Here is a 25,781-nt window from a genome sequence, read left to right as displayed (position 1 = left end):
GTGTACACAACATTCGGTGGCGGACAGGTGAATTGCGGGGGCCGGGTCGCACACAGGTGCTTCAAGATCGCGCCATGGGGGAACGTACGATCGAAAGCGTGACATTCGCCCAAGGTTCGAAGAACTCTTCCCGTCGCGGCGGCCGCTCCTCCACCATGGGCGGCATGCCCCTCAACGACATGCCGTGGTGGCGCTGGCGCAGCAACGTGCGCTCGGCGCTGCACATGCTTTCCGACCCGGTGTTCCAGGAGGAGGTCTGGCAGGCCGGCGTCGAAGGGTACGGGGACGTCACCGACGCCGTGTACCGGCTCGTCGAGGACACCTGGCTCGACAGCTGGTCGGCGGAGAAGTACGTCGGCACGATCTTCCGCGACTCCGGCGAGGCGGCCCTCGTCGACCTCGCGGTCCTGCGCGTGCTGCGCATCCTGCACCAGGTCGGCCCGGACGCGCCCGTGTCCGCATACCTGGAGCACCACGCCTGGCCCGAGGCGGTGCGCGCGGCGCGCGAGGCGCACGTACGGCTCGCGACGGCGGACGGGGAAGATCCGGAAGCCGCGCCCAGCTCGATCGAAGTGCTGAGGATCCTCACCCGCGCGGTGTGAAAGGCTTTGCCGTCATGAACGATGACCCGCAGCGCCAGGCGCAGCCGCAGCAGTACGTCCTGACCCTCTCTTGCCCGGACAAAAAGGGCATTGTGCATGCCGTGTCCAGCTACCTGTTCATGACCGGATGCAACATCGAGGACAGCCGGCAGTTCGGCGACCGCGACACCGGCCTGTTCTTCATGCGGGTGCACTTCGAGGCGGACGCGCCGGTCACCGTGGAGAAGCTGCGGGCCAGCTTCGCCGCGATCGGGGACTCCTTCAAGATGGACTGGCAGATCCACCGCTCCGACGAGCGGATGCGGATCGTGCTCATGGTGTCGAAGTTCGGGCACTGCCTGAACGACCTGCTGTTCCGTTCGCGGATCGGGGCGCTGCCGGTGGAGATCGCGGCAGTGGTCTCCAACCACACCGACTTCGCGGAGCTGGTGGGCTCATACGACATCCCGTTCGTGCACATCCCGGTGACCAAGGACACCAAGGCGGAAGCCGAGGCGGAACTGCTGGAGCTGGTGCGGGCGCAGAACGTCGAGCTGGTGGTGCTGGCGCGGTACATGCAGGTGCTCTCGGACACCCTGTGCAGGGAGCTGAGCGGGCGGATCATCAACATCCACCACTCCTTCCTGCCGAGCTTCAAGGGTGCGAAGCCGTACCACCAGGCGCATGCGCGGGGCGTGAAGCTGATCGGTGCGACCGCGCACTACGTGACGGCCGACCTCGACGAGGGGCCGATCATCGAGCAGGAGGTCGAGCGGGTGGGCCACGAGGTGACCCCGGAACAGCTGGTGGCGATCGGCCGGGACGTGGAGTGCCAGGCCCTGGCCCGCGCCGTGAAGTGGCACAGCGAACACCGCGTGCTGCTGAACGGCACGCGGACCGTCGTCTTCGCCTGAGGCGCACCGGCGCGGCCCCTTTCCGTAGAAGAGCCCGCAGAAGACCCCTCCTGCGGGAGGCTCTTCCCGCCCGTGGAGGACCCCGTTCCCGTGCAGCCCCGTACGGCGACCGCCGAGGACGGGTCCGAACCGGTCCGGCTGCGCGCCGTAGCCCTCGACGGGCCCGGCGTCGACCCCGCCTGGCGGGAGTGACGTATCACCTGCCCGGGCCGGTGTGGGCGGACGGGCGCCGCGGTCACGTCGACGGGTTGGTCACCGACCCCGCCGCCCGGGGGCAGGGCCAACGGCGGGCGGATCGTCGCCGGGCTGGTGGAGTGGCTGAACGGCCTCGGCGTCCGCTACGTCCGACCGCACGCCGGTGCGGGCGGCGAACCCGCGTACCGGGGGGCGGGATCCGTACGCCGCCCGGTACCCGGGAACGGACCTGATCACCGCCCCGGCGCCGGCTACGAACGGCCTCGCCGCGAGCGGCCTCCCCCCAGGCGACCTCGCCGCGAGCGGCCGCGCCACGAGGGGCCGCGCCTCGAACGGCCTTGCCGCAGGCGGCCTCGTTACAGGCGGCCTCGCTACAGGCGGCCTCGCTACAGGCGGCTGAGGGAGGCCGCCGCGAACAGGACGTCACGGATCGCCTCGCGGTCGCCGTGCTGGCCCGCCGCCGCGTCCTCCGGGGAGATGTGCCCGGCGGCCAGCTGGCAGAACTCCAGTCCGTCCAGGGCGATCTCCGCCACCGTGTGGTCCGACGACGGTTTCGCCGCAGGGGAGTCCAGCGCGATGTCCCAACCGCCGCCGCCCGCACCCTCGATCTCCAGGTGCAGGGTCCGCCCCGGGGCGCCCGCCGCGACCAGGCCGCGTGCCGGTCCCGCCAGGCCCGCGCGGCGCCGTTCGGCCAGTGCCGCCGGCAGCAGGCGCGCCGCCAGGTCGATCATGCGGTGCAGGTGCGGTCCGGACGGCGGCTCGTACGGGTAGTCCACCGCCTCCGCGATGTCCCACGCGTGCACCCAGCACTCGAAGGCCCGCTCCAGGAACGCGTCGCCCAGCGGCAGGGCGAAGCTCCCGTAGTCGACCGCCAGCTCGGCCACCCCGTGGCCGGCGAAGGACACCGTACGGACCAGGGTGTGGCCCTGCTCCCGCCACGGCTCGCGGACCTGCCGGGTGGCCGGGTGCCGCTCGGAGTCCCAGAAGTACTCGGTGCGCCGCGTCGTACCGCCGGCCGGTGCCTGTGCGCCCAGCGGGTCGTCCAGCCCGAGCGCGGTCGCGACGATCCCGTCCACCGTCAGGAGGTGGCCGATCACCCCCGCCACCGTGGTGTCCCGCGACCGGCGCCGCTCCTCCTGGAACCACTTGAGCCGTACGGGGGTGTGCCACTCGGCGTCCCCGAAGTCCCGCAGCAGCGCGTCGAGCCGGGCGGTCTCAGTGTCGTACGGGGTCGCCCACGCCGGGACGGGGATGCGGGCCGGGCGCTTGCCCAGGCAGTCCTCCAGCACCCGCGAGCGCAGCAGCGGCTTGAGGTCGAGGCTCTCCTCGGGGTGCAGCAGCCCCACCGCGTCCCGCAGGCGCAGCGCCTCCTCCGCGCAGGGCGCGCACTCGGTGAGGTGGTCCTCCACCGCCTGGGTCTCCTCGGCGGAGCAGGCGGCCAGCGCCCACGCCCCGAGCAGGGATTTCAGCACGGCGTGCGTGGGCGGCGGTTCGGGGGCGTCCTGCGGCGCGGACACGGGCGCGGGCGCGGGCTGCGGCGTCCGCAGGGGGTCCGGCAGCGGGTCGAGGTCGTCGGCGGCCCCGCGCGGGCCCGGTATCCGCGCCGCACCGCCCACGGGCCGCTCGTAACCGTCGTCGGGCACGTCTTCGGCGGGGCCGGTCATCGGGGCGTTCCATATCCGGGCGGGCCGTATCCGGGCGGGGCGGTGTCCTCCCGGGGGAGGGCGTTGGCGGTCGACAGCAGCTGGAGCCCCAGGCGCAGCCGGCGCCGCGCCTCGTCCTCGCTGATCTGGAGGTCGGCGGCGGCCTGCCGGTAGTCGCGCCGCTTGAAGTACGCGAGTTCCAGCGCGGAGCGCAGCGGCGCGGGCATGGAGGTGACGATGTAGTCCGCCCGGGCGGCGGCGTTGGCGCTGCGCACCTTCTGCTCCAGCTCCTCGCGGGAGCCGCGGCCCAGTTCGGCCTGGCGCAGCCGGGCCACCGCCTGGCCCTGGGTGATCCGGGCGACCCAGGAACGCAGGGAGCCCTGCTTGGGGTCGTAGGCGTCCGGGTTCTCCCAGATGTACCCGAACACCTCGCGGGTGATCCGGTCCGCGGCCGTCTCGTCGCCCAGCACCCGGTGCGCCAGGCTGTGCACGAGCGAGGCGAAGCGGTCGTAGAGCTCCCCGAGCGCGGCGGCCTCACCGCGGGCGAGGCGCTGCTGCATGCGGCGGTCCCAGCGCGGTGGTACGTCCTTCGGCATAGTGCCCCCAGCCCCCGGCCGTGTGTCGACCCGTCGAATGTAGTCGGCACATGGCGGGATGCGCCCGTCTTCACCGAAAGCCCACCCCGGAAGTGTGCCGGCCGTGCTAGGGCCTGTCGTCGAAGTAGCGCCGGTGAGGCCCGCGGGCCGGAACATGACGCCCGCATAGGCACATCAGTACGCGCCCTGCCGCGCTTCCCGTGCGCGGGTTCGATGCGGCCATCTCCCCGACGGCTTGGCTTAACGCGCGGGCCACCGAGGCCGTACGCTCCTGCCTTGTCTTGAACTGCACCTCAACTGCACCCACACGCACATGTGAAGGCGGAACGCCGAATATGGACAGCGCAGAGTACGAGCGCAAGATCGCCTCCCGATTCGCCACCTTCGACCAGGACGGGTCCGGCTTCATCGACCGCGAGGATTTCAGCGTGGCCGCGCGGGCCGTGCTGGCCGAATTCGGCGTCCGGGCGCGGTCGGAGAAGGGCCAGGCCGTCTTCGCCGGCGCCGAGGCGTTCTGGCAGGGCATGGCCGGGATCGCGGACGTCGACGGTGACCAGCGGGTGTCGCGCGAGGAGTTCGTGACGGGCGCGGTGAAGCGGCTGCGGGACAACCCGGAGCGCTTCGCGGAGATCGCCCGGCCGTTCCTGCGCGCGGTGATCGCGGTGGCGACAGAGGACGGCGCCGAGCCCGGCGCCACCCCGGCGGCGGCGACCCGCGTGCTGCGCGTCCTCGGCACCCCGCCGGAGGTGGCGGCCCAGATCGCCACGGCCCTCGACGCGGACGGCGACGGCCGCATCTCGGAGGACGAGATCCTCACGGCCTTCGCCGCCTACTGCGGCGTGGCCGCCCCGGACGCCTGACCCCACCGGCTCGGCCCACCACCGGTCGGCCGAGCCGACAACCTCTCCGGACAGGGGCACCGCCCCACACGGCCCCGGCCGACCGGCCGTACGTGGCAGCCGCCGCAACCGCCGCAACCGCCGCAGTCGTCCCGGCGGCCGGCCAAGGGGGGCTCAGATCACGGGCGGTCGGCCCAGCCGGGTCATGCGCCACACCGTGCGCCACCGCATGGGCCGCCGTGGCGGGCAGGGCACCCGCACTCCCTCGAAGAACCCGCCCACCAGTTTCAACCCTGCCGCCGGGGGCCGCTGGGCCAGGGTGTACGCCGCCCACGAGGCGAGGTACACCGGCACCAGGACGGCGGGCAGGTGCCGTTTCGCCAGCCAGACGCGGTTGCGTGCGGTGTTGCGGTAGTAGACGGCGTGGCGGGACGCCGCCGTCCGGGGATGGGTCAGGACCAGTCCATCTGTCCGCCGGCGTCACCGTGGCTGCGATCAACATGACCGCCGACATGCGCAAGCCGGACCGAGAGGTGATCATGCGGACCGCTAGCGGTATGTACCGGTCGGGGACGACACGGTTCGGAGCCGTCATCGGGGACGGCACCCAGACCGGCAACAACATCAGCATCGGACCCGGCGTTGCCATCGGCCGCCGCTGCCAGATCGCCGGCGGCGTGACCGTCGCCATCCGGACCGTGCCGGACGACTGCACGGTAACGGCCCCCCACACCGAGGAGACCAGCGTCCGGCGGCGTCGGTACACCTTTGCGCGCTGATGCGCCTCGATCGCTCACGCACGATGACGTCCCCGAGGGAACCGCTGGGGGGCACACCGTCGGGTAGGACTCCTCGTTGGACGGGCAGCCGGCCCGAGCCTGATCGGGTCGGGGCCGCGATCCGATGACCGCTGGAAGGGAGCCCACCGTGGACAAGAGGACCTGGGACACCACCGCCGAGCTCGCGGCCTTCTTCGACGAGAAGGCCGCGCACGTCCCCGCCGAACAGCGGAAGGTCTTGCAGGTGCTGAAGATCGGCGAGGAGTTCGGCGAGGCGGCGCAGGCCGTCATCGGCGCCACCGGCACCAACCCCCGCAAGGGGCTGTCCCACACGTGGGACGACGTCGTCGCCGAGGTCTGCGACGTGATGGTGACCTCGATGGTTGCTCTCCACCGCATCGGCGTCCCCGATCCGGCTGCTGTGTTCGCCGCGCACCTGCACAAGACCACTGCCCGCACCTTCGCGGCGCGGGAGGCATGAGCCGGCCACCCGGCACGTGGTGGCTGCCCGGCTAGTCCTCCTTCCGCCGCCAGGGCCGGTCCCCGGGACGCAGCAGCGTCTCCGGGGGCTGCCCGTCGGCTCGCCGCTGATCGGCGGTGGACACTCCGACGAACAGGATCGGGCCGGCCCGTACCTGCGTGTCCGGCATCGGCGGGCTCGGGCGAGGGGCTTCGCCTTGGGGGCACCCCGCTTCGCCGCCCGATTCGAGGGTTTGTCGGCGCACCGTCGGGGGTGGTTGTCCGCGGTTTCGTGGTGAGCCGGCCGGCGGCGTACCTTTTTGCCCAAGTGCCAGTAATGGACAGGCATTTACCGCCTGTGTGGATGCGCGCCCGATGAAGATCGAAAATCTGAGGATCTGTTGAGCGGGAACCGTTTGTTCCGCTGATTAGCTGAGATCACAAGCCACCCCCCAACACGAGAGGCTTCCGCTCAGCCATGTCCAAGGTCATAACCCCCCGCCGTACCGCCGCTGTTCTCGCCGTCGTCGCCGCCACCACGCTGATGGGCACCGCGAACGCCAGCGCCTCTCTCATCTCGCAGGACGGCATGCGCATCGCCGCCTACGAGAGCAGCCTCAAGAGCAGCACCGAGGAAGGCGCCGCCGACGCGCTGCGCGACTTCGACGCCCTGACCCACGACAAGCAGGTCAAGTTCCTCAACTACGCCGAGGACCCGGAGAACCTCAAGGCCCTCCTCGAAGAGGTCGCCGACGTTCCCGAGACGGCCAACCCCACCCCCGTGCACCAGTTGGTGAACCTCAAGGGCGGTGACGTGCAGATCGCCTCCGACAGCGAGGCCACCTTCACCCCCGACGAGGCCGACGCCTCCGGGATCTCGGCCGCGGGCAAGCTCCACGCCGGCTGGTGGGACACCACCTACACCGTCCGCCAGAAGATCTTCGGCATCACCATCACCAAGCTCAGCGTGTGGGTGAACTACCACACCAACGGCTCCAAGATCGACCGTGTGGACCACGCCGACTGCGGCAAGCGCAACTTCAACGGCGCCGTCTCCATCGGCCACGGCGTCCCGAAGGCGCAGCTGGCCAGCGGCAACGCCATCGGTCAGGTCGTCTGGGAAGGCTCGATCATCTACAAGGGCTTCGGCGTCGAGATCGACAAGCGCCAGCAGGTCGTCGCGAATGCCTACGGCTTCAAGAGCGGTTACCTCAAGAACATCTAATGGGGACGGTCTCCGCGGGCTGAGAGCGGGTACGGCGTTTTCCTGATCCACCCCCCACAACGGGAAATCGCCATCGCCGGTCTCCGGGATCCCTTTTGGTCTCGGAGACCGGCGGCGTGCATTTACGCATAGCGCTCGCGGAGTTTGTACTTGAGCACTTTACGGAGGGCTTCGTTTCTGGGCAGCGCCTCGACCAGTTCCAGTTGTTCCGGGAGCTTGTGCGGGGAAAGGCCTTGGGAACGCAGGTGGGCGGTGACCGCCGTCAGCGTCAACGGGGGTGCTGACGGCGGTTGCTCGACCACCGCGCAGACGCGTTCGCCGCGTTCGGGGTCCGGGAGGCCGATGACGGCGGCGTCGGTGACGTGCGGGAGCAGGTGGAGGAGGTCCTCGATCTCCTTCGCCGAGATGTTCTCGCCCTTGCGGATGATGACGTCCTTGCTGCGGCCGGTGAGGACCAGGTGCCCGTCCGGGGTGAGGTGTCCGAGGTCACCGGTGATCAGGTAGCCGTCGGTGTCGAAGGCCTCTGCCGTCCGGTCGGGGTCCAGGTAGCCCCGGCAGACCGCCTCGCCCCGCAGGCGTACCTCGCCGTCGACGGCCGACGGGAGCGGGACGCCGTCCGGGGTCGTGATGCGGATCGACATGCCCTGCGGTGGGCGGCCCTCGGTCGTCGCCAGGTTCTCATCCGTGTCGTCCGGATCCCCCATCGTGATCATGGGGACCTCGGTCATGCCGTAGCCGTGGGTGAGCCGGCAGCCCAGTTCGCGGACCACCGCGTGGTAGATCTCCGGCGGCTTCGGTGCCCCGCCGCCCGCCAGCAGGCGCAGGCTCGGGATGAGCTTCGCGGCGGGGTCCTTGCGCTGCTCGGTGAGGAACATGGAGTAGAAGGCGGTGGATCCGCCGGCGATGGTGACGCCGTGGCGGCGGTACCCGTCGAGCGCGTCCGGCATCGCGAACTTCTCGAACAGCACCGCCGGGAACCCGTACAGCAGCAGCATCACCAGGTAGTCGGGGCCGCCTATGTGCGCGTACGGGAAGGCGATCGAGCCCACGTCCCCCGGCCCCGGCCGCAGGGCGTGCGCCAGGCAGGAGCCGCCCGCGATCAGGGACCGGTCGGTGTGCAGCACGCCCTTGGGGTCGGAGGTCGTGCCGGAGGTCCAGTAGATCCAGCGCACGTCCGTCCCCGAGCCGGGCGGCGCGGGCAGGCAGGCCGGATCGCCCTGCGGTAGGTCCTCGTAGGCCCGGAAGACGCCGCGCGCCCCGAGCCGGGCGGCCATCGCCGCGTGGTCGAAGCCGCGCCACTCCCCGGGGACGGCGAAGAACTCCGCCTTGGACTCGCGCAGCGCGAAGCCGGCCTCGCGGTCCCGGTAGAAGGGGATGACGGGCGACTGGACGGCGCCGAGCCGGGCCAGCGCGAGCGAGAGCAGCACCGTCTCGATGCGGGTCGGCAGCTGCCAGGCGACGACCGTGCCCGGACCGACGCCCATGGCGTGCAGGCCCGCCGCGACCCGCTCCGCGCGGTCGTGGAGCTCGCCGAAGGTGAGGGTGCGGTCGTCGGCGGGGTCCGGGGCGGCTTCGACGAGCGCGGGGGCGGTGGGGGTCAGCGTGGCGCGGCCGGCGACGAGGTCCCAGAGGGTGCGGGAGTCCGCGAGGGTGCGGGAGTCCGTGCGGAGCCGGGAGTCCGCGAGGGTGCGGGAGTCCGTGCGGAGCCGGGAGTCCGCGAGGGTGCGGGAGTCCGTGCGGAGCCGGGAGTCCGTAAGGGTGCCGGAGTCCGTAAGGGTCTGAGCCGGCGATGGCGCCGAGCCGGCCGCCGCCCCCGTCCGCGCCGCCGCCCCCGTTCCCGCCTCCGTTCCCGCCTCCGTCCGCGCCGACGCGGCCGCCCCCGCCCCCGCGTCGTGGTCCGTCCCCGTCATCGCGGCCGCCTCCCCTTGGCTGACGATGTGTCAGATCTGGCGAGAGCGTAGGGCCCCGGCGCTTGCCGGTCCAGAGGTGGCGGGGCTAGCTTGTTTCTGACGGTCCATCAGATACGGCGAGGGGACACCGGACACCATGGACACGGAACTGCCTCGGATCATCAGCGTCGACGACCACGTGATCGAACCCGCGCACCTCTTCGACGTGTGGCTGCCGGCCAAGTACCGCGACCGCGGACCCAAGGCGCTGACCGCCGGAATCGGCGAGCTCGTCTACACCGGCGGCAAGTACGTGATCTCCATGGACCCCGACGGCCCCCCGACCGACTGGTGGATCTACGAGGACCTCAAGTTCCCGTACAAGCGCAACATCGCCGCCGTCGGCTTCGACCGCGACGACATGACCCTGGAGGGGATCACGAGGGAGGAGATGCGGCCGGGCTGCTGGGACCCGAAGGCGCGCCTCGCCGACATGGACCTCAACCACGTAGAGGCCTCCCTGTGCTTCCCCACCTTCCCCCGCTTCTGCGGCCAGACCTTCGCCGAGGCGCACGACAAGGAGGTGGCCCTCGCCTGCGTGCGCGCGTACAACGACTGGATGGTGGAGGAGTGGTGCGGCGACAGCGGCGGCCGGCTCATCCCGCTCTGCATCATCCCCCTCTGGGACATCGACCTCGCGGTGGCGGAGGTCCGGCGCAACGCCGCGCGGGGCGTGCGCGCCGTGACCTTCTCGGAGATCCCGACCTACCTCGGGCTGCCGTCGATCCACTCCGGCCACTGGGACCCCTTCTTCGCCGTCTGCCAGGAGACCGGCACCGTCGTCAACATGCACATCGGGTCCTCCTCCCAGATGCCCGCCGCGTCCCCCGACGCGCCGCCCGCCGTGCAGGCCTCCCTCAGCTTCAACAACGCGATGGCCTCGATGATGGACTTCCTGTTCAGCGGGGTGCTGGTGAAGTTCCCGGCGCTCAAGCTCGCCTACAGCGAGGGCCAGATGGGCTGGATCCCGTACGCCCTCGAACGCGCCGACGACGTGTGGCGCGAGCACCGCGCCTGGGGCGGGGTCCGCGACCTGATCCCCGAGCCGCCGTCCACGTACTACTACCGGCAGATGTTCTGCTGCTTCTTCCGCGACAAGCACGGCATCGCCTCGCTCGACGTCGTCGGCCGCGACAACGCGACCTTCGAGACCGACTACCCGCACGTCGACTCGACCTTCCCGCACACCAAGGACGTCGCCCTCGACCACGTGAAGGGGCTCGACGACGAGACCGTCTACAAGCTGATGCGCGGCAACGCCATCCGCATGCTGGGCCTGGACCTGGACAAGTAGTGGACCTCACCTACACCCAGGAGGAGCAGGAGTTCCGCGCCCGGCTGCGCGAGTGGCTCGCCAAGGAGCTGCCCGCCCTGCCTCCCCGGCCCTCTCCGGACGACTGGCCGGCCCGCCGCGCCTACGACGCGGGCTGGCAGCGCCGGCTGTTCGACGCCGGCTACGCGGGCCTGCACTGGCCCCTGGACGCGGGCGGGCGCGACGCGACCCCGACCCAGCACCTGATCTTCCTGGAGGAGACGGAGCGGGCGGGGGCCCCGTACGTCGGCGCGAACTTCGTCGGGCTCCTGCACGCCGGGCCCACCATCGCCGCCGAGGGCACCGCCGCGCAGCGGGCGCGCTGGCTGCCGCCGGTGCTGCGCGGCGACGAGATGTGGTGCCAGGGGTTCAGCGAGCCGGACGCCGGCTCCGACCTGGCATCGCTGCGGACCCGTGCGGTCCGCGACGGCGAGGACTACGTGGTCACCGGCTCGAAGATCTGGACCTCGCACGCGGAGGTCGCCGACTGGTGCGAGCTGCTGGTGCGGACCGATCCCGGAGCGCCGAAGCACCGTGGCATCACCTGGCTGGCCATGCCGATGGACGCCCCGGGGATCACCGTACGGCCGCTGCGCACGCTCGCCGGGTCGGCCGAGTTCGCGGAGGTGTTCCTGGACGAGGTGCGGGTGCCGGCGGCGAACCGGGTGGGGGCGGAGAACGACGGCTGGCGGGTCACGATGGTGACGCTGTCCTTCGAGCGGGGCACCGCCTTCGTGGGGGAGGTGGTGGCCTGCCGCCGTACGCTCGCCCTGCTGGCCCGGACCGCGAAGGAGAACGGGCGCTGGGACGATCCCGTCCTACGTCGCACCCTCGGACGGCTCCACGGGGAACTCGGCGCCCTCTGGAGGCTGACGCAGTGGAACGTCAGCGAATCGGAGCGCTCGGGCGGCGTCCCCGGCACGGGTGGCAGCATCTTCAAGCTGGCGTACTCCCACGCGCGGCAAGAGCTGTACGACGCGGCGGCGCAGGTGCTCGGCGCGGGCTCGCTCGCGCTGGACGAGGAGTGGGTCCTGGACCGGCTCTCGTCCCTGTCGTACACGATCGCCGCGGGCACCTCCCAGATCCAGCGGAACATCGTCGCCGAGCGCGTCCTCGGCCTGCCGAAGGGGCGGTGAACGGCGTGGACTTCCAGCTGACCGGGGAACAGCGCGACCTGCGGGCGGGCGTGCGGGACCTGCTGGCGGGGCGGTACGGGCGCGAGGCGCTGCGGGCGTCGGTGGAGGCGGGCGCCGCGGTGGACCGGCGGCTGTGGCGGGAGCTCGGCGAGGCCGGGTTCTTCTCGCTGCGGCTGCCGGAGGCGGACGGCGGGGTCGGGCTCGGGCTCCCGGAGGCCGTCCTGGTCTTCGAGGAGGCGGGGCGGGCCCTGCTGCCGGGGCCGCTGGTGGCCACGCACCTGGCGGCCGGGGTGGTCCCGGGCGCCGCGTCCGGGACGACGGTGGTGACGGCGTTCGACTTGGGCGGGCCGCTGGTGGCCCACCTGGGGGAGGCGGACGCGGTCCTCGGGGCGTCCGCGCCGCCCGAGGGCGAGCCGGTGCGCTCGGTGGACCCGCTGACACCGCTGCACCGGGTGACGGGCCGCCACCCCGCTCCTTGCCCCGCCCCCTACCGTGACGAAGGCGCGCTGCTGACGGCCGCGCTCCAGGTCGGCAGCGCCCTGCGCACGGTGGAGCTGGCGGTGGACCACGCCGGCCGGCGCGAGCAGTTCGGGCAGCCGATCGGGGCCTTCCAGGCGGTCAAGCACCTGTGCGCGGGCATGCTGGTGCGGGCGGAGGTGGCGCGTACGGCGGTGTACGCGGCGGCCGTGACGGGCGACGCCGCCGAGATCGCGGCGGCGAAACTGCTGGCCGACGATGCGGCCGTCCAGGGGGCCCGCGACTGCCTCCAGGTGTACGGCGGGATGGGCTTCACCTGGGAGGCGGACGTGCACCTGCACCTCAAGCGGGCCTGGGTCCGCGCGGAGCAGTGGCGCACGGCGGCGCAGGCGGAGGAACTGCTGGCGGCGGACCTGCTGGGCGCCGTCGGCTGAGGCCGGGTTCGGCAACGGGAGGAACGAGGCGGGACTCATGTCCGATTACAGAGAGTTGATATCGGTTTGTGTCCTTGGATTGCCCCCTTACGGACCGGAGTCGGGGGCGCGCTCCGGTACGCTCCCACGAATGCGAGCGGCCCCGCGGCGTGAGCGTCGCACAGTATGCACCAGGCCTACTCCTTCGCGCTGGAATATGCCCGAAGCGCTTGTTGTGGTGACTGTACGTCAACCATGCTGCTCCACAAGGGGGTCACTGGCCGTGACCCCGTTCCGTCGTGAGGCGAAGTGTCCGCCGGTTCGGATGGTGTGAGCGGTGCAGGTACTTCAGGTTCAGCTTGAGGTAGGAGCGGACCCCGCCGAGGTCGGCCGGGCGCGCCGGTGGGCGCGGTCCCGGCTGGCGGGTTCCGGCATAGGGGACGACGAGCCGCTCGCCGAGACGCTGATTCTGCTGATCTCGGAGCTGGTCACCAACGCGGTCGTGCACACCGGCTGTCCCGCCGTGCTGCGGATGCTGTTCGGGGGGCCCGGGGTGCGGGTCGAGGTCGCGGACGCCAGCGACCGGGCGCCCGCCCGGAGGCAGGCCGCCGGGACCGACACCGGCGGGCGCGGCCTCGAACTGGTCGACGGGCTCGCGGACCGCTGGGGCTGGCAGCCCGAGGGCGCCGGGAAGCGGATCTGGTGCGAGGTCGACCGGGCGCGGAAGGCGGGCGCCGAGTGCGCCGAGGGCGCCCCGGAAAGGTCTGCCGAATTCTTTGCCCCGATCCGGGAACCCCGCGTGTACCTCTAACGAGGTGTTGACGGTTCGTCACGTGTTGATCACTCTGGTGGGGAACGATTCGTCGCGAGGGGACGCCAAGGGTCCTGCCTTGACGAGTGCGGGTCGTGGGGTGGCGGCTGCCGTGCCGCGCTCGGGGCGTGCATGCGCGTACGCCGCCACCCAGTAGGTCGCCTCATGCGCCCTCGGGCAGCCGGAGGGCGGCGGCCGGTCAGAGGGCGGCCACCGGTCAGGGGACCGCGACCGGCCAAAGGGCCGGACGGTCGGAGGACCGCGACCGGCCAAACGGCCGGACGGTCGGATGACCGCGACCGGTCAGAGGACGGCGACCGGCGCCACCGGGGTGCCGGTGCCGCCGACGAACGGTTCGGGCATCGCGGAGAGCCAGAACGAGTGGCGGCCTTCTTCTGCACAGGCTGTGGACAACTTTTCGAGATTCCAGTTCTGGCCCTGGAGCATGCCCATCTCGACCAGGTCGAGCGCGTGCACCGGGAGCCACAGGTTCTCGATCTCCGGCGGGAAGATCTCGAAGGTCAGGGTGTCGTTGGCCACCGCCGCCACGTCCCGGGCGTGGAACCACTCGGGGGTGCGGACCGACAGGCCCGGCGAGGGGAACCCGTAGCCGGGCTTGTCGCCCGCCAGGTACACCTGGATCTGGCCCGTCCGGACCAGGACGACGTCACCGGCCCGGACCGTGACCCGGCCGAACTCCTCCGCCTCCGCGAGGTCCTCGGGCGTCACCGCGTGGTCGCCCGGCAGCCGGTCCAGGCCCTTGGCGCGGGCCACGTCGAGCAGGACGCCCCGGGAGACGACGGGACCGGCCTTGTCGATTCCGCTGAACTCGGCGCGGGAGTGGGCGGTGACCGTGGAGGCCGGTCGGCCGTTGTAGATCCGCCCCGAGTGCGAGACGTGCGTGAGGGCGTCCCAGTGCGTCCCGGCCTGGAGGCCCATCGTCACGGCGTCGTCGTTGCAGGCCACCGTGCCGGGGCCGAACAGCTCCTGGTTGATCTGCACCATCGTGTGCAGGGGGTTGATCCGGCCGGGGATCAGGCCGGCCTGGACCCCGTCCTCCTTGAGGGGCAGGGCCAGCGGGATCCGCCGGCCCGTGCGGACCTCGGCGGCCGCGGCGCGCACCACCGCGTCCGTGACCAGGTTCAAGGTGCCCATCTCGTCCTCGGCGCCCCACCGGCCCCAGTTGTTGACGCGCTTGGCGATGTCGTGGAACTCGGCCGGCAAGGTCATGGCCTCATCAACTCCCGGGGCTTGTGCTGCGGCGTCGGACTGCCCATAGAATCTAACGGTCCGTCAGAAACTGCGGAAAGGGGTCGGGCGTGGGGAACTTCCTGGCAGGCAAGGTCATCGCCGTCACCGGCGCGGGCCGGGGCATCGGACGGGCCGTGGCACTCGCCGCGGCCGCCGAAGGGGCCAAGGTCGTCGTCAACGACTACGGCGTGGGCATCGAGGGCGGCGAGCCCACCAGCGAGATCGCCGAATCCGTGGTCAAGGAGATCCTCACCGCGGGCGGCGAGGCCGTCGCCGTCGCCGACGACATCTCCACCATGGAGGGCGGACAGCGCATCGTCGACACCGCCCTCGCCCGCTACGGGCGGGTCGACGGAGTCGTCTGCGTCGCCGGCATCCTGCGCGAGCGGATGCTGTTCAACATGTCCGAGCAGGAGTGGGACCCCGTGGTCGCCACCCACCTCAAGGGCACCTTCACCGTCTTCCGGGCCGCCTCCGCCGTCATGCGCACACAGGGCTCCGGCACGCTCATCGGCTTCACCAGCGGCAACCACCAGGGCTCGGTCGCCCAGGCCAACTACAGCGCCGCCAAGGGCGGGATCATCTCCCTCGTCCGCTCGGCGGCCCTGGGCCTGGCCAAGTACGGGGTCACCGCCAACGCCGTCGCACCCGTCGCGCGGACCAGGATGTCCGCGGGCGTACCCATGGAACTCAAGGAGATCGGCGAACCGGAGGACGTCGCGGCGCTCGTCACCTACCTGCTCAGCGACCGGGCGAAGACCGAGGGGATCACCGGCCAGGTGTACACCATCGCCGGGCCCAAGATCGCCGTGTGGGCGCAGCCGCGCGAACTGCGCGCCGCGTACGCGGAAGGCTCCTGGACGCCCGAGAAGATCGCCGACTTCCTGCCCGGGACGGTGGGCACCGACCCGATGCCGATGCTCGCGCAGCTGGAGGCCATGGCCAAGGCGGCGGCCGCCAAGGACCGCCCCAACGCGTGAGGGGGAGCCCATGGACTTCGGCTTCGGGCCCGAGGACGAGGAACTGCGCGGCCGCACCCGGTCGTGGCTGAGGGAGCACCTCGTGGGCCCGTACGCGCACGCCCGCGGGCTCGGCGGGCCCGGCGGCGAGCACGAGGAGGTGGAGGCCCGGCGCGCCTGGGAGCGGGAACTGGGCCGCGGCGGCTGGATCGGCCAGGGCTGGGAGGTCCCCGACGGCGCCTACGGGCAGCGCCGGCTCTCCCTGACCGGGCAGGTCGTGTGGGCGGAGGAGTACGCGGCGCTGCGCGCCCCCGGGCGGGTCGGCCACATCGGCGAGAACCTCCTCGCGCCCACCCTCATCGCCTACGGGTCCGAGCAGCAGCGGGACCGCTACCTGCCCGGCATCGCCCGCGGCGAGGAGCTGTGGTGCCAGGGGTACAGCGAGCCCGGCGCCGGGTCCGACCTCGCCGGCATCCGTACGGCGGCCGTCCGCGACCCGGCCGACGGGCGCCACCGCGTCACCGGGCAGAAGATCTGGACCTCCCTCGCCCGGGACGCCGACTGGTGCTTCGTCCTGGCCCGCACCGAACCCGGCTCCCGCCGCCACCGGGGCCTGACCTTCCTGCTGGTACCGATGGACCAGCCGGGCCGCGTCGAGGTCCGGCCCATCCGCCAGCTGACCGGCACCAGCGAGTTCAACGAGGTGTTCTTCGACGGGGCGGTGGCCGCCGAGGCCGTCGGCGGCGAGGGCGACGGCTGGACCGTGGCCATGGGCCTGCTCGCCCTGGAGCGCGGCGTCTCCACCCTCGTCCAGCAGATCGGCTTCGCCGCCGAACTGGAACGGGTCCTGGCCGCCCACGCCACCTCGGGCGCCGCCGACCCCGTACTGCGCGAGCGGCTGGTGCGCCAGTGGGCCGAGTTGCGCACCATGCGCTGGAACGCCCTGCGCACCCTGGGCGGCAGCGGCGGCCAGGGCGCGCCGAGCGTCGCGAAGCTGCTGTGGGGCGGCTGGCACCGGCGGCTCGGCGAGCTGGCGGTGGCGGTGCGGGGCGCGGCGGCCACCGCGGGCCCGGGGGACTGGGGCCGGGAGAGCCCGTACGAGAACGGGCTCGACGAGGAGCAGCGCCTGTTCCTGTTCAGCCGGGCCGACACCATCTACGGCGGTTCGGACGAGATCCAGCGGAACATCATCGCCGAGCGCGTGCTCGGCCTGCCCAGAGAGACGCGGTGACGACATGCGAGGCGTCGTGTTCGACGGCAAGCAGGCGCAGGTGGTCGACGATCTGGAGGTCCGGGCCCCGGGACCGGGGGAGGTGCTGGTCGCGATATCGGCGGCCGGACTGTGCCACAGCGACCTCTCGGTGATCGACGGGACCATCCCGTTCCCGCCGCCGGTGGTGCTGGGCCACGAGGGGGCGGGGGTTGTCGAGGCCGTCGGCGCCGGCGTCACGCACGTGGAAGCCGGCGACCACGTCTCGCTGTCCACCCTCGCCAACTGCGGGGCGTGCGCGGACTGCGACCGGGGGCGGCCCACCATGTGCCGCAAGGCCATCGGAAGGCCGGGGCAGCCCTTCTCGCGCGGCGGGACGCCCCTGTTCCAGTTCGCCTCCAACTCGGCGTTCGCGGAACGGACGGTCGTCAAGGCCGTCCAGGCCGTGAAGATCCCCGAGGACATCCCGGCGACCTCGGCCGCGCTGATCGGGTGCGGGGTCCTGACCGGGGTCGGGGCGGTGCTGAACCGGGCGCGGGTGGACCACGGCGAGTCGGTGGTGGTGATCGGCGCCGGCGGGATCGGGCTGAACGTGCTCCAGGGCGCCCGGATCGCGGGGGCCGCCACCATCGTCGCGGTGGACGCCAACCCGGCGAAGGAGGCGGTGGCCCGCCGGTTCGGGGCCACCCACTTCGTCGACGCGTCCGCCGCCGGGGACACCTCGGCGGCGGTCCGGGAAATCCTGCCGACCGGCGCCGACCACGCCTTCGAGTGCGTGGGTCACGTACGGCTGATCCGGCAGGCGATCGACCTCCTCGACCGGCACGGGCAGGCGGTCCTGCTGGGCGTGCCCGGCTTCAAGGAGGAGGCCTCGTTCCAGGTGTCGTCCCTGTACCTGGACAAGACGGTCATGGGGTGCCGGTACGGGTCCTCCCGGCCGCAGCGCGACATCGCCCTGTACGCCGAGCTGTACCGGCAGGGGAAGCTGATGCTGGACGAGCTGGTGACGGAGGTCTACCCGGTGGAGGACTTCGCGAAGGCGGTGGACGACGCGCGGCACGGACGCGTGGCGCGCGGGGTGCTGACCTTCTGAACGCGGCGGTGCCGGGGCCCCTGCGGGGGCCCCGGGGCCGGCGGGCGGTTCGGGGCCTCACGGCGTGAAGCGGCCGAACCTGCCCTGGTGGAAGAGGAGCGGATCGCCTTCTCCGGCCGCGCCCAGGGCCTCGACACGGCCGACCACGATGAGGTGGTCCCCGCCCGTGTGGACGGCGTGGATCCGGCAGTCGATCCAGGCGGGCACGGCGTCCAGCTGCGGTGACCCGGTCGCGGGGGACGGGCGGTGGACGACACCGGCGAACTTGTCGGCGCCGCTGACCGCGAAAGACCGGCACAGCGCCCCTTGTCCGGCGCCCAGGATGTTGACGCAGAACACCCCCGCGCGGGCGATCCGGGGCCAGGTGGTCGACGTACGGGCCACCATGAAGGTGACGAGCGGCGGGTCCAGGGAGAGCGAGGCGAAGGACTGGCAGGCGAAGCCGGCCGGACCGTCCGCGCCGTCGACGGCCGGGGCGGTGATGACGGTGACCCCGCTGGCGAAGTTCCCGAGGACGGCCCGGAACTCGGCGGGGGCGACCGGCGCCCGCTCGTCCTCCCGGACGGCCCGCAGATCGGGGCGCGGCAGGGCGGCGTCGAGCAGCGGATCCGGCTCCGGCGCGGCGGAGGTGGGGGAGCCGACTGACCTGAGGTATCGGACGACGGTGGCCGCCATCCCTGCGTGTCCCATCACACCGACGATTCAAGCTGACGGTTCGTCAGATTGGAAGGGGTCGGACCGCTACCACCACGGGAGGAGAGGTTCCCGCCCTTCCCCCGTACGGGTGAAACCCCCGGCCCGCCGTGCCCGTACGCCGGACAGCCCCGGGCGGGCTCGGCATCGTGGCGGGGACCGGCGTGCCGCCGCACGCCGAACGACCGCAGACACCCGGGAGAGAACCCATGCTCGGCACCGATTTCCGTACCGGCTCGCCCAACTGGCTCGACCTAGGCAGCCCCGACATCGACGCTGCCACCGCCTTCTACAGCGGCGTCTTCGGCTGGAACTTCGTCTCCGCCGGTCCCGACACCGGCGGGTACGGCTTCTTCCAGAAGGGCGGCAAGACCGTCGCCGCGATCGGGCCGCTGACCGAGGAGGGCGCGAAGTCCGCCTGGATGGTGCACTTCATGAGCCCGGACATCCAGGCCACCGCCCGGGCGGTCAGTGACGGCGGCGGCAGCGTCCGGATGGCGCCGATGGACGTGATGGGCGAGGGGTGGCTCGCGCAGTTCACCGACCCGCAGGGCGCCCAGTTCGCCTCGTGGCAGCCCGGGAAGACCAGCGGCCTGGAGGTGGCATCGGACGAGAACTCGCTGGTCTGGGTGGAGCTGCACGCACCGGACCCGGTCGCGGCCATTTCCTTCTACAACGGGGTGTTCGGCTGGCGCAGCGAGGAGATGCAGGCGCCCGGGATGACGTACCGGGTGCTCAGCACCAAGGACGGCGACCAGCGCGAGGCGTCCTTCGGCGGGGTCGCGCCCCAGGGTGACGGGGCCGGGGGCGGCGGTGTCGGGCCGAGCTGGGTGCCGTACTTCCACGTCGCCGACGTGGACGCCACCATGAGCGCCGTGCAGGGCAACGGCGGCTCGGTGCTGATGCCGGCGGCGGACGTGCCGGACGTCGGCCGGATCGGGTGGGCGGCGGACCCGTTCGGGGCGACGTTCGCGCTGCTCAAGCCGAGCCCGCAGATGTAGGGCCGCCGCCGGGCGGCCGGGCCGCCGGCTGCTCGGGGGCCTGGTTACCGCCCGAGGTACTTGGGGGTGCGGCGCTCCAGGAAGCCGGCCACGCCCTCGTTGGCGTCGGCGGTGGTCATGTTGATCTCCTGGGCGGTGGCCTCGGCGGCCAGGGCGGCCGCCCGGTCCCCGTCCAGGGAGGCGTTGACCAGCTGCTTCGTCAGGGCCAGGGCCCGGGTCGGCCCCTGGGCCAGGCGGTCCGCCCAGGCGCGGGCGGTCGCCTCCAGGGCGTCGGCCGGGACGACGGTGTTGACCAGCCCGAGGCGTTCGGCCTCGGCGGCGGGGACGGCGTCACCGAAGAACATCAGCTCCTTGGCCTTCTGTGGGCCGAGGAGGCGGGGCAGGAGGTAGGCGCCGCCGCCGTCGGGGACCAGGCCGCGGCGGACGAACACCTCGATGAAACGGGCCGGTTCGGCGGCGATGACGAGGTCGCAGGCGAGGGCGAGGTGGGAGCCGATGCCGGCGGCGGTGCCGTTGACGGCTGCGATGACGGGCTTCTCGCAGTCGAGGACCGCGGTGATCAGGCGCTGGGCGCCGAGGCGGATCATGCGGGCGACGTCGCCCGCGACGCGGTCGCCTGCGGCGGGGCCGCCGGAAGGGCCTCGGGAAGGGCCGCCGCGGAGGTCGGCGCCGGCGCAGAAGCCCTTGCCGGTGGCGGTCAGGACGACGGCACGGATGCGGGGGTCGGCGGAGGCGTCGTCGAGGAGCCCGATGACGCGTTCGCGGTTGTCCCGGGTGAGGGCGTTCATCGCCGCGGGCCGGTTGAGGGTGATCCAGGAGACGCCGCCGGTCTCGATGCGGTGCAGAACTTCCTCGCCTGGGTCTGCGCTGCTCATGTGAACTCCCGTTCGGGGTGGGGTGGGTCGCTGCGGGGGCCGGGGGCCGGGGCAGTTCGGGTTCGGGTGGCGGTGGCGGTGGCGGTGCCGGTGGCGGGCCGGTGGCGGAGGGTCGGGGGCTGGGGGCCGGGGCCGATGGTGGGGGCTGGGCCGGTGGTGCGGGATCCCGGGTGCGCGGGGGGTGGGTGCCGCTGCGCGGGGCCACTCCCCGCCCCGCCCTTCCACCGTTCCCCGGGGCTCCGCCCCGGACCCCGGGACGTGCGCTCCGCGCCCGTGCGCTCAATCGCGGCGCGGGCTGGATGGTTTCGCACCGCCCAGCCCCGTGCCTCCGCGCCCGTGCGCTCAATCGCGGCGCGGGCTGTTTGGCTTCGCACCGCCCAGCCCCGTGCCTCCGCGCCCGTGCGCTCAATCGCCGCGCGGGCTGGTTGGCTTCGCACCGCCCAGCTCCGGGCAACTCCAGCCTCGCCGGCGTTTGAGGCGCGGGGTTCGGGGCGGAGCCCCGGTGGCGGTCCCGGAGGGGCCGGTCGGGCGGAGGTGCGGGGGGCCGGCCGGCCCGGATGTCGGCCCGGGCGGGGGTCGGGGGAGCCGCGGGAGGCCTGGGCCGGCGCAGCGTCAACGGCAGATGGCCAGGGCGTCCAGCGCCACCGCGCCCTGGCCGCGCGGGAGGACCATCAGGGGGTTGATGTCCAGCTCCGAGAGGGTGTCGCCCAGTTCGAGCGCCATCCGCTGGACCCGCAGGACGACCTCCACCAGCGCGTCCACGTCCGCCGGAGAGGCGCCCCGTACGCCCTCCAGCAGCGCGTACCCGCGCAGTTCCGTCAGCATCGCCCGGGCCTGGTCCTCCCCGAAGGGCGGCACCCGCACCGCCGCGTCGCGCAGGACCTCCACCAGGACACCGCCCAGTCCCACCGTCACCGTCGGGCCGAAGAGGTCGTCCTGGGTGACGCCGACGACCATCTCCACGCCCCGCTCGACCATCTGGCAGACGAGGATGCCGTCCAGCGGGACGTTCTCGTAGCGGGCGATGTCCGTCAGCTCCCGGTACGCGTCGCGGATCTGGCTCGCCGAGGTCAGGCCGATCTTGACCAGGCCCAGTTCCGTCTTGTGCCCCAGCTGCGGCCCCGAGGCCTTCATGACGACCGGGTAGCCGACCAGCCCCGCCGCCCGCACCGCCGCGGCCGCGCTGGTCACCAACTGCTCGCGGGGCACCCGTATCCCGTACGCCCGCAGCAGCTGCTTCGCCGCGTGCTCGCTGAGCTGCTGGCCCGGCCGCATCAGGGCCTGCGCCTTGCGGTAGGACGGGGACGGTGTGCGCGGGGCGTCCTCGAAGGGCGAGTGGTAGGACGCGGTGAACCGGTGGTGGCCCAGGTAGGCCCGTACGGCGGTGATGCAGTTGCCGAAGGTGCGGAAGGTGGCCACGCGGGAGGAGCCGAGCAGCGTGGTGCGGTAGGCCTCCTCCGTGCCGACGGGCGAGCCCCAGATCACGCAGACCAGCTTGTCCGTCCGCTCGGCGGCGTCCACGAGGTCCTGCGCCAGCTTGTCGCTCATGGGCGGGAACGGCCCGGTGATCGGGCAGATGAGGACGCCTACGGACGGGTCCTCCAGGATCGCTTCGATGATCTTGGGCCCGCGCCAGTCGCCGACGGGGTGGCCGCCGTTGTCGACGGGGTTCGCGACGTTCAGGTACTCCGGTATCCACTGGTGCAGCTCGGCCTGCTTGGCCTCGGAGAGGGTGGGCAGCGTCAGGCCCGCCTCCGTCGCCAGGTCGGAGAAGTGGGCGCCGGTGCCGCCGGAGATGGAGTACACGACGACGCCCTCGGCCCGTGGCGTGCGGGCGCGGGCCAGCAGGGCGGCCGTGTCCTGGAGCTCGTCCAGGCCGTCGACCCTGATCACCCCGAACTGCCGCATGGCCGCGTCCACGACGGCGTCGGCGCCCGTCAGCTTCCCCGTGTGGGAGGCCGCCATCCGGGCGCCGGTCTCCGTGCGGCCGACCTTGACGGCGACGACGGGCACCCCCGCCCGCGCGGCCCGGTCGGCGGCGAGCAGGAAGGCCCGGCCGTCCTTGAGCCCCTCGACGTAGCAGGCGATGGCCCCGACCTCGGGCCGCTGGGCGAAGTACGAGATGAAGTCGGCGGTCTCCAGATCGGCCTCGTTGCCCGTGGGGGCCCAGTGGGAGAGCCGGATGCCGAGTTCCTGGAGGGTGTACAGGGGCCGGCCCTGGTGGCCGGACTGGGTGATCAGCGCGATGGCCGGGCCGTCCAGGTCGTCGCGGAACGCCTCGAAGGCGTTGAGGTTGGTGTTGGGGCCGAGCAGGCGCAGGCCCGACCGGCGGACGGCGGCGGAGAGCCGGGCCTGGGCGGCGGCCCCCGCGTCACCGGTCTCCGCGAAGCCGGAGGCGAAGGCGACCGCGAACCTGACCTTGGCCTCGGCCAGTTCCTCGATCACCGGGAGCGGATCGGCCACCAGCAGGACCGCGAGGTCCACCTGTTCCGGCAGTTCGGCCACGGAGGCGTGGCAGGGCAGCCCGAAGACGGTCGCGCGGGTCGGGTGCACGGGGTGGATCCGGGCACCCACGCGCGCCGCCCAGGCGATGAGCTGCCGGGTGATGCCGGTTTTCGGTCTGCCCTCGGTGTCGGAGGCGCCGATGACGGCGACGGCCTCGGGCCGGAAGAACCGGTCCAGGTCGGGCACGTCGGAGCGCAGCGGCCGTCCGCTGACGTCCAGTGCGGCCGCGTCCTCGGCGGTCGGGGCAGCCGTGGAGTGGACGGCCGTCCGGGGGGTTTCGCCGCAGGCCTCGACCCGTGCGCGGAAGTCGGTGGTGAGAGTGCCGTGAGTAGATCCAAGCATCGTTCCGCCCGCTCCTGCTCGATGAACTCCATGAGTCTCGCTAGCTGACGCATAGTCAGATTACTGAACTGACACGCCGTCAGGAACAGGGATGCGCAGGAAAGATGGTGGAGGTGATGTGTGGAACGGTCCCAGACCCCCCGGCCGCGGGTCCAGGACGGTTTCAGCCGACCCTGCGGCGGCCGCGGGCGGCCCCGCCGCGCCGGGCGACGGCCTTGGCGATCTTCTCTGCGTCCAGGGCCAGTTCGCGCAGCATTCCGCTGATGGGGTTCGTGAAGCCGGTGAAGTAGAGACCCGGGGCCTGCGCGGGGGTGCGGGCGCCGTGCGCGAGGGGGCGGCCGCGCCCGTCGAGTACGCCGAGGTGGCCGACCAGGCCTTCCAGCGCGCGCCGGTAGCCGGTCGCGGCGATCACCACCTCCGGGGTGATCCGGCTGCCGTCCGCCAGCACCACCGCGTCCCCGTCGAAGGAGGCCACGGCCGCGACCGGCTCGACCGCGCCGCGGCGGACCGCGTCGATCAGCCCGACGTCCTGGACCGGGATGGCACCCTCCTTGACCCTGCTGTACAGGCCGGTGGCCGGGCGCGGGAGCCCGTACGCGGACAGGTCCGGGACGGAAGCCTTGGCGACGAGTGCGCCGAGCCGGTCCACGAGCCGGACGGGCAGCCGGCGCACCAGGATCCCGGTGCGCTGCGCCGGCCAGCCGGCGGTGGAGCGGCGCACGATGTGCGGGGCGGTGCGGACGGCGAGCCGCACCCGTGCGGCCCCGCCCCCGGCCAGGTCGGCGGCGATCTCCGCGCCGGTGTTGCCGGCGCCGACGACGAGCACGTCCCGCCCGGCGTACGGGGCGGGGTTGCGGTACTCGGCGGCGTGCAGCAGCCGCCCTTCGAATCCGTCCCGGCCGGGCCAGTCGGGCAGCGCGGGGGTGTGGTTGAACCCGGTGGCCACGACGACGGCCCCGGCGGCCAGCACGCGCCCGCCGCTGGCGTGCAGCGTCCAGCCGTCGGCCCGGCCGTCGGCGCCGGCGGCCGGCTCGATCCGGGTCACCTCCACGCCGGTGACCAGCTCCAGCTCGTGGAACTCGGCGTACTTCTCCAGGTACCGCACCACGTCGTCCCGCGCGACCCACCGCCCGAAGCGGCGCGGCACGGCGAGACCCGGCAGGCCGGAGAGGCGCCTGGTGGTGTGCAGGTGGAGCCGGTCGTAGTGGGAGCGCCAGGAGGCGCCGACCGCGTCGGACTTCTCGACCACCACGGCACGGACCCCGCGGGCACGCAGCGCGGCGGCGACGGCGAGGCCGCCGGGGCCGGCGCCGATCACGTACACCGGGCGGGGCTGGGTGGTCAGGTCGGGGGCTGTGGGGGCTGCGGGCATGAGGTGTGAGCGTATCGACACAGAGAGTTGATGGGTCTCGGACAAGGAGGGAATCGATTGCGGATCGGTCACGGGCCGGCTCCGGGGGCCTTGCGGGACCGGCCCCGATCGGGTCAACTGACGTACCGTCAGATAATGGAGGATGGGGGCTGCCGATGCAGACCGTCTGGCTCAGTGGGGCCGAATGGATAGCCGTGCTCCGGATAGGCCTCGGCCTGTGGTGGCTGGAGAGCTGGCGGCACAAGGACAAGAAGGGCTGGTTCGAGCGCGGCACCGGCATCGCGTGGGCCGCCGACGTGGCGGGCAAACACCGCTGGACGTTCGTGAAGGGCGGCTTCGACCGGGTCGTCCGCCCGCGCCCCAGGCTCATGGCGTACGTGGTGGTCTACGCGGAACTCGCCCTCGGCCTCGGCCTGGTCCTCGGGCTGCTGACCCCGGTCGCGCTGGTCGGGGGGCTGCTGCTCAACCTGCTGTACCTGGTGCTGATGATCCACGACTGGGCCGAGCAGGGGCAGAACGCCATGATGACGCTGATCTCGCTGGTCGCGCTGTTCGCCATGGGCTGGCAGGTCTGGTCCCTCGACGCGGCGATGGGACTCTTCCGGTGACCACACGCCACGACGTACCCGAGGCGGACGACTTCACCCGCCCCTACTGGGACGCCGCCGCCGAGGGCCGGCTCCTCCTGCGGCGCTGCGCGGACTGCGGCCGGGCGCACCACTACCCCCGGGAGTTCTGCCCGTTCTGCTGGGCGGGCGAGGACCGGGTGCGGTGGGAGGAGGCCGAGGGGTCGGCCGTCCTCTACACCTGGTCGGTGATCCACCGCAACGACCTGCCGCCCTTCGGGGAGCGGGTCCCGTACGTGGCGGCGGTGGTGGACCTCGCGGAGGGGCCGCGGATGATGACGGAACTCGTGGACTGCGGGGCGGCGGACCTGGGCGTCGGGATGCCGCTGCGGGTCGCGTTCCGCGAGAGCGGCCCGGGCGCGGCCGTGCCGGTCTTCCGCCCGGCACCTCAACCGGGTTTCTGAGGGCGGGAGTTGGCGTAAGGCGCCGTCGTCGGCGCCGAATGTCACAGCCGCGCACCGGTCCGGCGGAACGGCTGCTTCCCCGGCCCGGACCCGGCGATCCTGGGACGGCACCAGAAAGGTC

The 25,781-nt window shown here is 72.7% G+C and carries 25 protein-coding genes and 1 pseudogene; 16 read left to right on the top strand and 10 right to left on the bottom strand.

From position 1 onward, the window contains the following. Window positions 1-155: 155 nt before the first annotated feature. Window positions 156-602 carry a hypothetical protein gene (locus ACIA6C_RS10080; protein WP_399274556.1) on the top strand — a complete coding sequence of 149 codons (447 nt, stop codon included), beginning with the start codon at window positions 156-158 and terminating at the stop codon, window positions 600-602. A 14-nt stretch (window positions 603-616) separates the two neighbouring features. Continuing rightward, window positions 617-1,495 (top strand): formyltetrahydrofolate deformylase, encoded by an 879-nt coding sequence (gene purU, locus ACIA6C_RS10075; RefSeq protein WP_361134391.1) that lies wholly within the window; start codon window positions 617-619, stop codon window positions 1,493-1,495. Between the two features lie 581 nt (window positions 1,496-2,076). Here the strand turns inward: purU and ACIA6C_RS10070 are convergent. Then, window positions 2,077-3,354 (bottom strand): maleylpyruvate isomerase N-terminal domain-containing protein, encoded by a 1,278-nt coding sequence (locus ACIA6C_RS10070; protein ID WP_399274174.1) that lies wholly within the window; start codon window positions 3,352-3,354, stop codon window positions 2,077-2,079. Next, the gene (locus tag ACIA6C_RS10065; protein WP_136217034.1) at window positions 3,351-3,929 is read right to left on the bottom strand and encodes a sigma-70 family RNA polymerase sigma factor; all 579 of its coding nucleotides are present in this window, start codon (window positions 3,927-3,929) and stop codon (window positions 3,351-3,353) included. The genes ACIA6C_RS10070 and ACIA6C_RS10065 overlap by 4 nt, the downstream gene beginning before the upstream one ends. Window positions 3,930-4,264: 335 nt before the next feature. On the opposite strand from ACIA6C_RS10065, the gene ACIA6C_RS10060 reads away from it, so the two are divergent. Further along, complete coding sequence (locus ACIA6C_RS10060) at window positions 4,265-4,789, top strand: EF-hand domain-containing protein (protein ID WP_366083392.1); 525 nt, start codon at window positions 4,265-4,267, stop codon at window positions 4,787-4,789. A gap of 153 nt (window positions 4,790-4,942) precedes the next feature. Here ACIA6C_RS10060 and ACIA6C_RS10055 read toward each other — a convergent pair. Continuing rightward, window positions 4,943-5,230: pseudogene (locus tag ACIA6C_RS10055) on the bottom strand (glycosyltransferase family 2 protein); the annotation flags it as partial. A 38-nt stretch (window positions 5,231-5,268) separates the two neighbouring features. On the opposite strand from ACIA6C_RS10055, the gene ACIA6C_RS10050 reads away from it, so the two are divergent. Beyond that, a complete protein-coding gene (locus tag ACIA6C_RS10050) occupies window positions 5,269-5,547 on the top strand; it encodes a hypothetical protein (RefSeq protein WP_399274172.1) in 279 nt (92 codons plus the stop codon). A 148-nt stretch (window positions 5,548-5,695) separates the two neighbouring features. Next, window positions 5,696-6,028 (top strand): MazG-like family protein, encoded by a 333-nt coding sequence (locus ACIA6C_RS10045; RefSeq protein WP_399274170.1) that lies wholly within the window; start codon window positions 5,696-5,698, stop codon window positions 6,026-6,028. Between the two features lie 31 nt (window positions 6,029-6,059). Here ACIA6C_RS10045 and ACIA6C_RS10040 read toward each other — a convergent pair whose 3' ends face one another. After that, window positions 6,060-6,197, bottom strand: coding sequence for a hypothetical protein (locus ACIA6C_RS10040; RefSeq protein ID WP_399274168.1), 138 nt, complete (start codon window positions 6,195-6,197; stop codon window positions 6,060-6,062). 287 nt (window positions 6,198-6,484) lie between these two features. On the opposite strand from ACIA6C_RS10040, the gene ACIA6C_RS10035 reads away from it, so the two are divergent. Continuing rightward, window positions 6,485-7,231, top strand: a complete 747-nt coding sequence (locus ACIA6C_RS10035; RefSeq protein ID WP_399274166.1) for a hypothetical protein — start codon at window positions 6,485-6,487, stop codon at window positions 7,229-7,231. A gap of 122 nt (window positions 7,232-7,353) precedes the next feature. On the opposite strand, the gene ACIA6C_RS10030 is transcribed toward ACIA6C_RS10035, so the two are convergent. After that, a complete protein-coding gene (locus tag ACIA6C_RS10030) occupies window positions 7,354-9,141 on the bottom strand; it encodes a class I adenylate-forming enzyme family protein (protein ID WP_399274164.1) in 1,788 nt (595 codons plus the stop codon). A gap of 136 nt (window positions 9,142-9,277) precedes the next feature. Here ACIA6C_RS10030 and ACIA6C_RS10025 point away from each other — a divergent pair, with 136 nt between their 5' ends. The 4 genes from ACIA6C_RS10025 (at window position 9,278) to ACIA6C_RS10010 (ending at window position 13,329) form a co-directional block, all read left to right on the top strand. Next, window positions 9,278-10,474 (top strand): amidohydrolase family protein, encoded by a 1,197-nt coding sequence (locus ACIA6C_RS10025; protein ID WP_399274162.1) that lies wholly within the window; start codon window positions 9,278-9,280, stop codon window positions 10,472-10,474. Then, the gene (locus ACIA6C_RS10020; protein WP_399274161.1) at window positions 10,474-11,628 is read left to right on the top strand and encodes an acyl-CoA dehydrogenase; all 1,155 of its coding nucleotides are present in this window, start codon (window positions 10,474-10,476) and stop codon (window positions 11,626-11,628) included. Before ACIA6C_RS10025 ends, ACIA6C_RS10020 begins: the two co-directional genes overlap by 1 nt. 5 nt (window positions 11,629-11,633) lie before the next feature. Next, window positions 11,634-12,539 carry an acyl-CoA dehydrogenase family protein gene (locus ACIA6C_RS10015; RefSeq protein ID WP_399274159.1) on the top strand — a complete coding sequence of 302 codons (906 nt, stop codon included), beginning with the start codon at window positions 11,634-11,636 and terminating at the stop codon, window positions 12,537-12,539. 316 nt (window positions 12,540-12,855) lie between these two features. Next, window positions 12,856-13,329, top strand: a complete 474-nt coding sequence (locus tag ACIA6C_RS10010) for an ATP-binding protein (protein ID WP_361134361.1) — start codon at window positions 12,856-12,858, stop codon at window positions 13,327-13,329. Between the two features lie 303 nt (window positions 13,330-13,632). Here the strand turns inward: ACIA6C_RS10010 and ACIA6C_RS10005 are convergent, their stop codons facing one another. Then, window positions 13,633-14,559: a cyclase family protein gene (locus tag ACIA6C_RS10005; RefSeq protein ID WP_399274156.1), complete on the bottom strand. Its 927-nt coding sequence runs from the start codon at window positions 14,557-14,559 to the stop codon at window positions 13,633-13,635. Window positions 14,560-14,648: 89 nt separating this feature from the next. Between ACIA6C_RS10005 and ACIA6C_RS10000 the strand changes: the two genes are divergently transcribed. The 3 genes from ACIA6C_RS10000 to ACIA6C_RS09990 are packed head-to-tail and all read left to right on the top strand — an operon-like array spanning window position 14,649 to window position 17,842. Then, window positions 14,649-15,560: an SDR family oxidoreductase gene (locus ACIA6C_RS10000; RefSeq protein WP_399274154.1), complete on the top strand. Its 912-nt coding sequence runs from the start codon at window positions 14,649-14,651 to the stop codon at window positions 15,558-15,560. 10 nt (window positions 15,561-15,570) lie between these two features. Then, window positions 15,571-16,770 carry an acyl-CoA dehydrogenase family protein gene (locus ACIA6C_RS09995; RefSeq protein ID WP_399274152.1) on the top strand — a complete coding sequence of 400 codons (1,200 nt, stop codon included), beginning with the start codon at window positions 15,571-15,573 and terminating at the stop codon, window positions 16,768-16,770. A 4-nt stretch (window positions 16,771-16,774) separates the two neighbouring features. Then, window positions 16,775-17,842, top strand: a complete 1,068-nt coding sequence (locus ACIA6C_RS09990; protein WP_361134349.1) for a Zn-dependent alcohol dehydrogenase — start codon at window positions 16,775-16,777, stop codon at window positions 17,840-17,842. Between the two features lie 57 nt (window positions 17,843-17,899). Here ACIA6C_RS09990 and ACIA6C_RS09985 read toward each other — a convergent pair whose 3' ends face one another. After that, complete coding sequence (locus ACIA6C_RS09985) at window positions 17,900-18,517, bottom strand: flavin reductase family protein (RefSeq protein WP_366080628.1); 618 nt, start codon at window positions 18,515-18,517, stop codon at window positions 17,900-17,902. Window positions 18,518-18,744: 227 nt separating this feature from the next. Between ACIA6C_RS09985 and ACIA6C_RS09980 the strand changes: the two genes are divergently transcribed. After that, on the top strand, window positions 18,745-19,536 hold the full coding sequence (locus ACIA6C_RS09980) for a VOC family protein (protein ID WP_366080612.1): 792 nt from the start codon (window positions 18,745-18,747) through the stop codon (window positions 19,534-19,536). A 44-nt stretch (window positions 19,537-19,580) separates the two neighbouring features. Here ACIA6C_RS09980 and ACIA6C_RS09975 read toward each other — a convergent pair whose 3' ends face one another. The 3 genes from ACIA6C_RS09975 to ACIA6C_RS09965 form a co-directional block, all read right to left on the bottom strand. Next, window positions 19,581-20,411, bottom strand: a complete 831-nt coding sequence (locus ACIA6C_RS09975; protein WP_399274150.1) for an enoyl-CoA hydratase/isomerase family protein — start codon at window positions 20,409-20,411, stop codon at window positions 19,581-19,583. Window positions 20,412-21,023: 612 nt separating this feature from the next. Beyond that, window positions 21,024-23,258, bottom strand: a complete 2,235-nt coding sequence (locus ACIA6C_RS09970; protein WP_399274148.1) for an acetate--CoA ligase family protein — start codon at window positions 23,256-23,258, stop codon at window positions 21,024-21,026. Between the two features lie 163 nt (window positions 23,259-23,421). Beyond that, entirely contained in the window at window positions 23,422-24,630 is a 1,209-nt protein-coding gene (locus ACIA6C_RS09965) for an NAD(P)/FAD-dependent oxidoreductase (protein WP_366080615.1), read from the bottom strand. 155 nt (window positions 24,631-24,785) lie between these two features. Here ACIA6C_RS09965 and ACIA6C_RS09960 point away from each other — a divergent pair, with 155 nt between their 5' ends. Both ACIA6C_RS09960 and ACIA6C_RS09955 read left to right on the top strand, forming a co-directional pair. After that, window positions 24,786-25,238 (top strand): DoxX family membrane protein, encoded by a 453-nt coding sequence (locus ACIA6C_RS09960; protein ID WP_399274146.1) that lies wholly within the window; start codon window positions 24,786-24,788, stop codon window positions 25,236-25,238. Then, entirely contained in the window at window positions 25,235-25,660 is a 426-nt protein-coding gene (locus tag ACIA6C_RS09955) for a Zn-ribbon domain-containing OB-fold protein (protein WP_399274144.1), read from the top strand. Before ACIA6C_RS09960 ends, ACIA6C_RS09955 begins: the two co-directional genes overlap by 4 nt. Window positions 25,661-25,781: the final 121 nt, after the last annotated feature.

This window comes from Streptomyces sp. NPDC051578 (assembly GCF_044454045.1).
Lineage (GTDB): Bacteria > Actinomycetota > Actinomycetes > Streptomycetales > Streptomycetaceae > Streptomyces.
Note: the sequence above shows the minus strand (reverse complement) of the source record. Positions and strands in the feature narration are given on the sequence as shown.

Bases quoted from the DNA above. Each gene is read 5' to 3' on its own strand.
- ACIA6C_RS10080 (WP_399274556.1), top strand. From the start codon at position 156: ATGGGCGGCATGCCCCTCAACGACATGCCGTGGTGGCGCTGGCGCAGC.
- purU (WP_361134391.1), top strand. From the start codon at position 617: ATGAACGATGACCCGCAGCGCCAGGCGCAGCCGCAGCAGTACGTCCTG.
- ACIA6C_RS10070 (WP_399274174.1), bottom strand. From the start codon at position 3,354: ATGACCGGCCCCGCCGAAGACGTGCCCGACGACGGTTACGAGCGGCCC.
- ACIA6C_RS10065 (WP_136217034.1), bottom strand. From the start codon at position 3,929: ATGCCGAAGGACGTACCACCGCGCTGGGACCGCCGCATGCAGCAGCGC.
- ACIA6C_RS10060 (WP_366083392.1), top strand. From the start codon at position 4,265: ATGGACAGCGCAGAGTACGAGCGCAAGATCGCCTCCCGATTCGCCACC.
- ACIA6C_RS10050 (WP_399274172.1), top strand. From the start codon at position 5,269: ATGACCGCCGACATGCGCAAGCCGGACCGAGAGGTGATCATGCGGACC.
- ACIA6C_RS10040 (WP_399274168.1), bottom strand. From the start codon at position 6,197: ATGCCGGACACGCAGGTACGGGCCGGCCCGATCCTGTTCGTCGGAGTG.
- ACIA6C_RS10035 (WP_399274166.1), top strand. From the start codon at position 6,485: ATGTCCAAGGTCATAACCCCCCGCCGTACCGCCGCTGTTCTCGCCGTC.
- ACIA6C_RS10030 (WP_399274164.1), bottom strand. From the start codon at position 9,141: ATGACGGGGACGGACCACGACGCGGGGGCGGGGGCGGCCGCGTCGGCG.
- ACIA6C_RS10025 (WP_399274162.1), top strand. From the start codon at position 9,278: ATGGACACGGAACTGCCTCGGATCATCAGCGTCGACGACCACGTGATC.
- ACIA6C_RS10005 (WP_399274156.1), bottom strand. From the start codon at position 14,559: ATGACCTTGCCGGCCGAGTTCCACGACATCGCCAAGCGCGTCAACAAC.
- ACIA6C_RS09995 (WP_399274152.1), top strand. From the start codon at position 15,571: ATGGACTTCGGCTTCGGGCCCGAGGACGAGGAACTGCGCGGCCGCACC.
- ACIA6C_RS09990 (WP_361134349.1), top strand. From the start codon at position 16,775: ATGCGAGGCGTCGTGTTCGACGGCAAGCAGGCGCAGGTGGTCGACGAT.
- ACIA6C_RS09985 (WP_366080628.1), bottom strand. From the start codon at position 18,517: ATGGCGGCCACCGTCGTCCGATACCTCAGGTCAGTCGGCTCCCCCACC.
- ACIA6C_RS09980 (WP_366080612.1), top strand. From the start codon at position 18,745: ATGCTCGGCACCGATTTCCGTACCGGCTCGCCCAACTGGCTCGACCTA.
- ACIA6C_RS09975 (WP_399274150.1), bottom strand. From the start codon at position 20,411: ATGAGCAGCGCAGACCCAGGCGAGGAAGTTCTGCACCGCATCGAGACC.
- ACIA6C_RS09970 (WP_399274148.1), bottom strand. From the start codon at position 23,258: ATGCTTGGATCTACTCACGGCACTCTCACCACCGACTTCCGCGCACGG.
- ACIA6C_RS09965 (WP_366080615.1), bottom strand. From the start codon at position 24,630: ATGCCCGCAGCCCCCACAGCCCCCGACCTGACCACCCAGCCCCGCCCG.
- ACIA6C_RS09960 (WP_399274146.1), top strand. From the start codon at position 24,786: ATGCAGACCGTCTGGCTCAGTGGGGCCGAATGGATAGCCGTGCTCCGG.